At 56.3% G+C, this 5,485-nt stretch carries 3 rRNA genes; all 3 read left to right on the top strand.

From position 1 onward, the window contains the following. Positions 1-151 precede the first annotated feature (151 nt). The 3 genes from AWC24_RS00445 to rrf all read left to right on the top strand — a co-directional run bounded on the left by AWC24_RS00445 (position 152) and on the right by rrf (position 5,433). Positions 152-1,685 (top strand): 16S ribosomal RNA (locus AWC24_RS00445). A gap of 362 nt (positions 1,686-2,047) precedes the next feature. Beyond that, a 23S ribosomal RNA gene (locus tag AWC24_RS00450) occupies positions 2,048-5,171 on the top strand. A gap of 149 nt (positions 5,172-5,320) precedes the next feature. Continuing rightward, positions 5,321-5,433, top strand: a 5S ribosomal RNA gene (rrf, locus tag AWC24_RS00455). The 16S, 23S and 5S rRNA genes sit together here, the layout of an rRNA operon. Positions 5,434-5,485 lie beyond the last annotated feature (52 nt).

Genomic DNA, 5,485 nt, shown 5'->3' on the forward strand with positions numbered 1-5,485 from the left:
GGGCGTGTTGTTTGAGAACTCAATAGTGTGTTTGGTGGTTTTTGTTTGTTGTTGTTTTTGCCGCATCCTTGGCGCCCCGTGTTGGGGGTGTGGTGTTGTTTTTTGTCGGTTTTTCGGAACTGATGTTTTCAGGATTTTTCTGAACGTTTTTTGTTTGGAGAGTTTGATCCTGGCTCAGGACGAACGCTGGCGGCGTGCTTAACACATGCAAGTCGAACGGAAAGGCCCTTTCGGGGGTACTCGAGTGGCGAACGGGTGAGTAACACGTGGGTGATCTGCCCTGCACTCTGGGATAAGCCTGGGAAACTGGGTCTAATACCGGATAGGACCATGGGATGCATGTTCTGTGGTGGAAAGCTTTTGCGGTGTGGGATGGGCCCGCGGCCTATCAGCTTGTTGGTGGGGTGATGGCCTACCAAGGCGACGACGGGTAGCCGGCCTGAGAGGGTGTCCGGCCACACTGGGACTGAGATACGGCCCAGACTCCTACGGGAGGCAGCAGTGGGGAATATTGCACAATGGGCGCAAGCCTGATGCAGCGACGCCGCGTGGGGGATGACGGCCTTCGGGTTGTAAACCTCTTTCAGTATCGGCGAAGCTCCTGGATTTTTCTGGGGGTGACGGTAGGTACAGAAGAAGCACCGGCCAACTACGTGCCAGCAGCCGCGGTAATACGTAGGGTGCGAGCGTTGTCCGGAATTACTGGGCGTAAAGAGCTCGTAGGTGGTTTGTCGCGTTGTCCGTGAAAACTCACAGCTCAACTGTGGGCGTGCGGGCGATACGGGCAGACTGGAGTACTGTAGGGGAGACTGGAATTCCTGGTGTAGCGGTGGAATGCGCAGATATCAGGAGGAACACCGGTGGCGAAGGCGGGTCTCTGGGCAGTAACTGACGCTGAGGAGCGAAAGCGTGGGGAGCGAACAGGATTAGATACCCTGGTAGTCCACGCCGTAAACGGTGGGTACTAGGTGTGGGTTTCCTTCCTTTAGGGATCCGTGCCGTAGCTAACGCATTAAGTACCCCGCCTGGGGAGTACGGCCGCAAGGCTAAAACTCAAAGGAATTGACGGGGGCCCGCACAAGCGGCGGAGCATGTGGATTAATTCGATGCAACGCGAAGAACCTTACCTGGGTTTGACATGCACAGGACGCCGGTAGAGATATCGGTTCCCTTGTGGCCTGTGTGCAGGTGGTGCATGGCTGTCGTCAGCTCGTGTCGTGAGATGTTGGGTTAAGTCCCGCAACGAGCGCAACCCTTGTCTCATGTTGCCAGCACGTTATGGTGGGGACTCGTGAGAGACTGCCGGGGTCAACTCGGAGGAAGGTGGGGATGACGTCAAGTCATCATGCCCCTTATGTCCAGGGCTTCACACATGCTACAATGGCCGGTACAAAGGGCTGCGATCCCGTGAGGGTTAGCGAATCCTTTAAAGCCGGTCTCAGTTCGGATTGGGGTCTGCAACTCGACCCCATGAAGTCGGAGTCGCTAGTAATCGCAGATCAGCAACGCTGCGGTGAATACGTTCCCGGGCCTTGTACACACCGCCCGTCACGTCATGAAAGTCGGTAACACCCGAAGCCGGTGGCCTAACCCTTGGGAGGGAGCCGTCGAAGGTGGGATCGGCGATTGGGACGAAGTCGTAACAAGGTAGCCGTACCGGAAGGTGCGGCTGGATCACCTCCTTTCTAAGGAGCACCATTTTTCCCCCGTCCCCACGCCTGTGGGATCCGATGGTTGGGATAGTTTGCGCCGGCGCCTGTAGTGGGTGGTCGGTGGTGCAGAAATTTTTTGAGCAGCAACGAACTTTTCGAGATCATCAACCAGCGTGGCCTCTTCGGGGGTGGCGTTGGCCGGGTTTGTCCTGGGCACACTGTTGGGTCCTGAGGCAACAGGCCCGTTTTTCGCCCCTTGTGGGGGTGGGTGTTGTTGTCGCTCCATCTTGGTGGTGGGGTGTGGTGTTTGTTTTGTGGATAGTGGTTGCGAGCATCTAGCAAGCAGGCCTGTGGGTCTGTTTGTTTTTGCAATTTTTGTTTTTTGGTTTTTGTGTTTGTAAGTGTTTAAGGGCGCATGGTGGATGCCTTGGCATCGAGAGCCGATGAAGGACGTGGGAGGCTGCGATATGCCTCGGGGAGCTGTCAACCGAGCGTGGATCCGAGGATGTCCGAATGGGGAAACCCGGCACGAGTGATGTCGTGTCACCCTCCGGTGAATGTATAGCCGGTGGGGAGGTAACGCGGGGAAGTGAAACATCTCAGTACCCGTAGGAAGAGAAAACAATTGTGATTCCGTGAGTAGTGGCGAGCGAAAGCGGAGGATGGCTAAACCGTATGCATGTGATACCGGGTAGGGGTTGTGTGTGCGGGGTTGTGGGAGTGTTGTGTCCGGGTCTACCTTGCCTGGAGGGCAGTGAGAAAGTGTTGTGGTTAGCGGAAGTGGCCTGGGATGGTCTGCCGTAGACGGTGAGAGCCCGGTACGTGAAAACCCGATACCTGCCTTGCAATGATTTCCCGAGTAGCAGCGGGCCCGTGGAATCTGCTGTGAATCTGCCGGGACCACCCGGTAAGCCTGAATACTTCTCGATGACCGATAGCGGACGAGTACCGTGAGGGAATGGTGAAAAGTACCCCGGGAGGGGAGTGAAATAGTACCTGAAACCATGTGCCTACAATCCGTCAGAGCCTTCCCTTTGGGGTGGGGTGATGGCGTGCCTTTTGAAGAATGAGCCTGCGAGTCACCGGCACGTCGCGAGGTTAACCCGGGTGGGGTAGCCGTAGCGAAAGCGAGTCTGAATAGGGCGTATCCAGTCCAGTGGGGCTGGTGTAGTGGCGTGTTGTGGACCCGAAGCGGAGTGATCTACCCATGGCCAGGGTGAAGCGCGGGTAAGACCGCGTGGAGGCCCGAACCCACTTAGGTTGAAGACTGAGGGGATGAGTTGTGGGTAGGGGTGAAAGGCCAATCAAACTCCGTGATAGCTGGTTCTCCCCGAAATGCATTTAGGTGCAGCGTTGCGTGTTTCTCACCGGAGGTAGAGCTACTGGATGGCCGATGGGCCCTACTAGGTTACTGACGTCAGCCAAACTCCGAATGCCGGTGAGTGTAAGCGTGGCAGTGAGACGGCGGGGGATAAGCTCCGTGCGTCGAGAGGGAAACAGCCCAGATCGCCGGCTAAGGCCCCAAAGCGTGTGCTAAGTGGAAAAGGATGTGCAGTCGCGAAGACAACCAGGAGGTTGGCTTAGAAGCAGCCACCCTTGAAAGAGTGCGTAATAGCTCACTGGTCAAGTGATTGTGCGCCGATAATGTAGCGGGGCTCAAGCACACCGCCGAAGCCGCGGCAATACGTAAGTATTGGGTAGGGGAGCGTCCTGCATCCGGTGAAGCCACAGAGTGATCTAGTGGTGGAGGGTGTGGGAGCGAGAATGCAGGCATGAGTAGCGATGAGGCAAGTGAGAACCTTGCCCGCCGAAAGACCAAGGGTTCCTGGGCCAGGCCAGTCCTCCCAGGGTGAGTCGGGACCTAAGGCGAGGCCGACAGGCGTAGTCGATGGACAACGGGTTGATATTCCCGTACCCGTGTGTGGGCGTCCCTGATGAATCCATTCTGCTAACCACCCAAATGGTGGATGATCTGATCCCTTCGGGGAGAGGGCGTTCGCCGGCTGCGTGGGACCCGGATGGGTAGTAGTCAAGCGATGGGGTGACGCAGGAAGGTAGCCGTACCAGTCAGTGGTAGTACTGGGGTAAGCCGGTAGGAAGAGATCTAGGCAAATCCGGGTCTCATATATTCCGAGAGGTGATGCATAGCCAATTGTGGCGAATTCGGTGATCCTATGCTGTCGAGAAAAGCCTCTAGCGAGCACGCACACGGCCCGTACCCCAAACCAACACAGGTGGTCAGGTAGAGAATACCAAGGCGTACGAGTGAACTATGGTTAAGGAACTCGGCAAAATACCCCCGTAACTTCGGGAGAAGGGGGACCCTCATACCGTCATGGCCTTCGCGGCCGGCAGCGGGAGGGGGTCGCAGAAACCAGTGAGAAGCGACTGTTTACTAAAAACACAGGTCCGTGCGAAGTCGCAAGACGATGTATACGGACTGACGCCTGCCCGGTGCTGGAAGGTTAAGAGGACCGGTTAACCCTTCGGGGTGAAGCTGAGAATTTAAGCCCCAGTAAACGGCGGTGGTAACTATAACCATCCTAAGGTAGCGAAATTCCTTGTCGGGTAAGTTCCGACCTGCACGAATGGCGTAACGACTTCTCAACTGTCTCAACCATAGACTCGGCGAAATTGCATTACGAGTAAAGATGCTCGTTACGCGCGGCAGGACGAAAAGACCCCGGGACCTTCACTATAGCTTGGTATTGATGTTCGATGCGGTTTGTGTAGGATAGGTGGGAGACTGTGAAACCCGCACGCCAGTGTGGGTGGAGTCGTTGTTGAAATACCACTCTGATCGTATTGGACCTCTAACCTCGAACCATGAAGCTGGTTCAGGGACAGTGCCTGGTGGGTAGTTTAACTGGGGCGGTTGCCTCCTAAAATGTAACGGAGGCGCCCAAAGGTTCCCTCAACCTGGACGGCAATCAGGTGTTGAGTGTAAGTGCACAAGGGAGCTTGACTGTAAGACTGACACGTCAAACAGGGACGAAAGTCGGGACTAGTGATCCGGCACCCCCGAGTGGAAGGGGTGTCGCTCAACGGATAAAAGGTACCCCGGGGATAACAGGCTGATCTTCCCCAAGAGTCCATATCGACGGGATGGTTTGGCACCTCGATGTCGGCTCGTCGCATCCTGGGGCTGGAGCAGGTCCCAAGGGTTGGGCTGTTCGCCCATTAAAGCGGCACGCGAGCTGGGTTTAGAACGTCGTGAGACAGTTCGGTCTCTATCCGCCGCGCGCGTCAGAATCTTGAGGAAACCTGTCCCTAGTACGAGAGGACCGGGACGGACGAACCTCTGGTATACCAGTTGTTCCACCAGGAGCACGGCTGGATGGCCACGTTCGGACAGGATAACCGCTGAAAGCATCTAAGCGGGAAACCCACTCCAAGACCAGGATTCTCACCCTTTTAGAGGGATAAGGCCCCCCGCAGACCACGGGATCGATAGACCAGACCTGGAAGCACCGCAAGGTGTGGAGGGAACTGGCACTAACCGGCCGAAAACTTACCAACACACACTAAACAAAAGTGTTGCCCGCAACCACACCACAAAACTCTGTAAACCCACACCCCACCACCAAACACACACTTTGGTGACCCGGTGGACCACCCACCCCTCCAAAAAAAGAGGGGCCCGGCCCACCAACAAAAATAAATAGAGTTACGGCGGACATAGCGACAGGGAAACGCCCGGTCCCATCCCGAACCCGGAAGCTAAGCCTGTCAGCGCCGATGATACTGCCCACCCGGGTGGAAAAGTAGGACACCGCCGAACACAACATAAAGCCCTGTGGCCCCCAAAACAATTGGGGGCCACAGGCATTTCC

Source organism: Mycolicibacter senuensis (assembly GCF_002101885.1).
Classification (GTDB): Bacteria; Actinomycetota; Actinomycetes; order Mycobacteriales; family Mycobacteriaceae; genus Mycobacterium; species Mycobacterium senuense.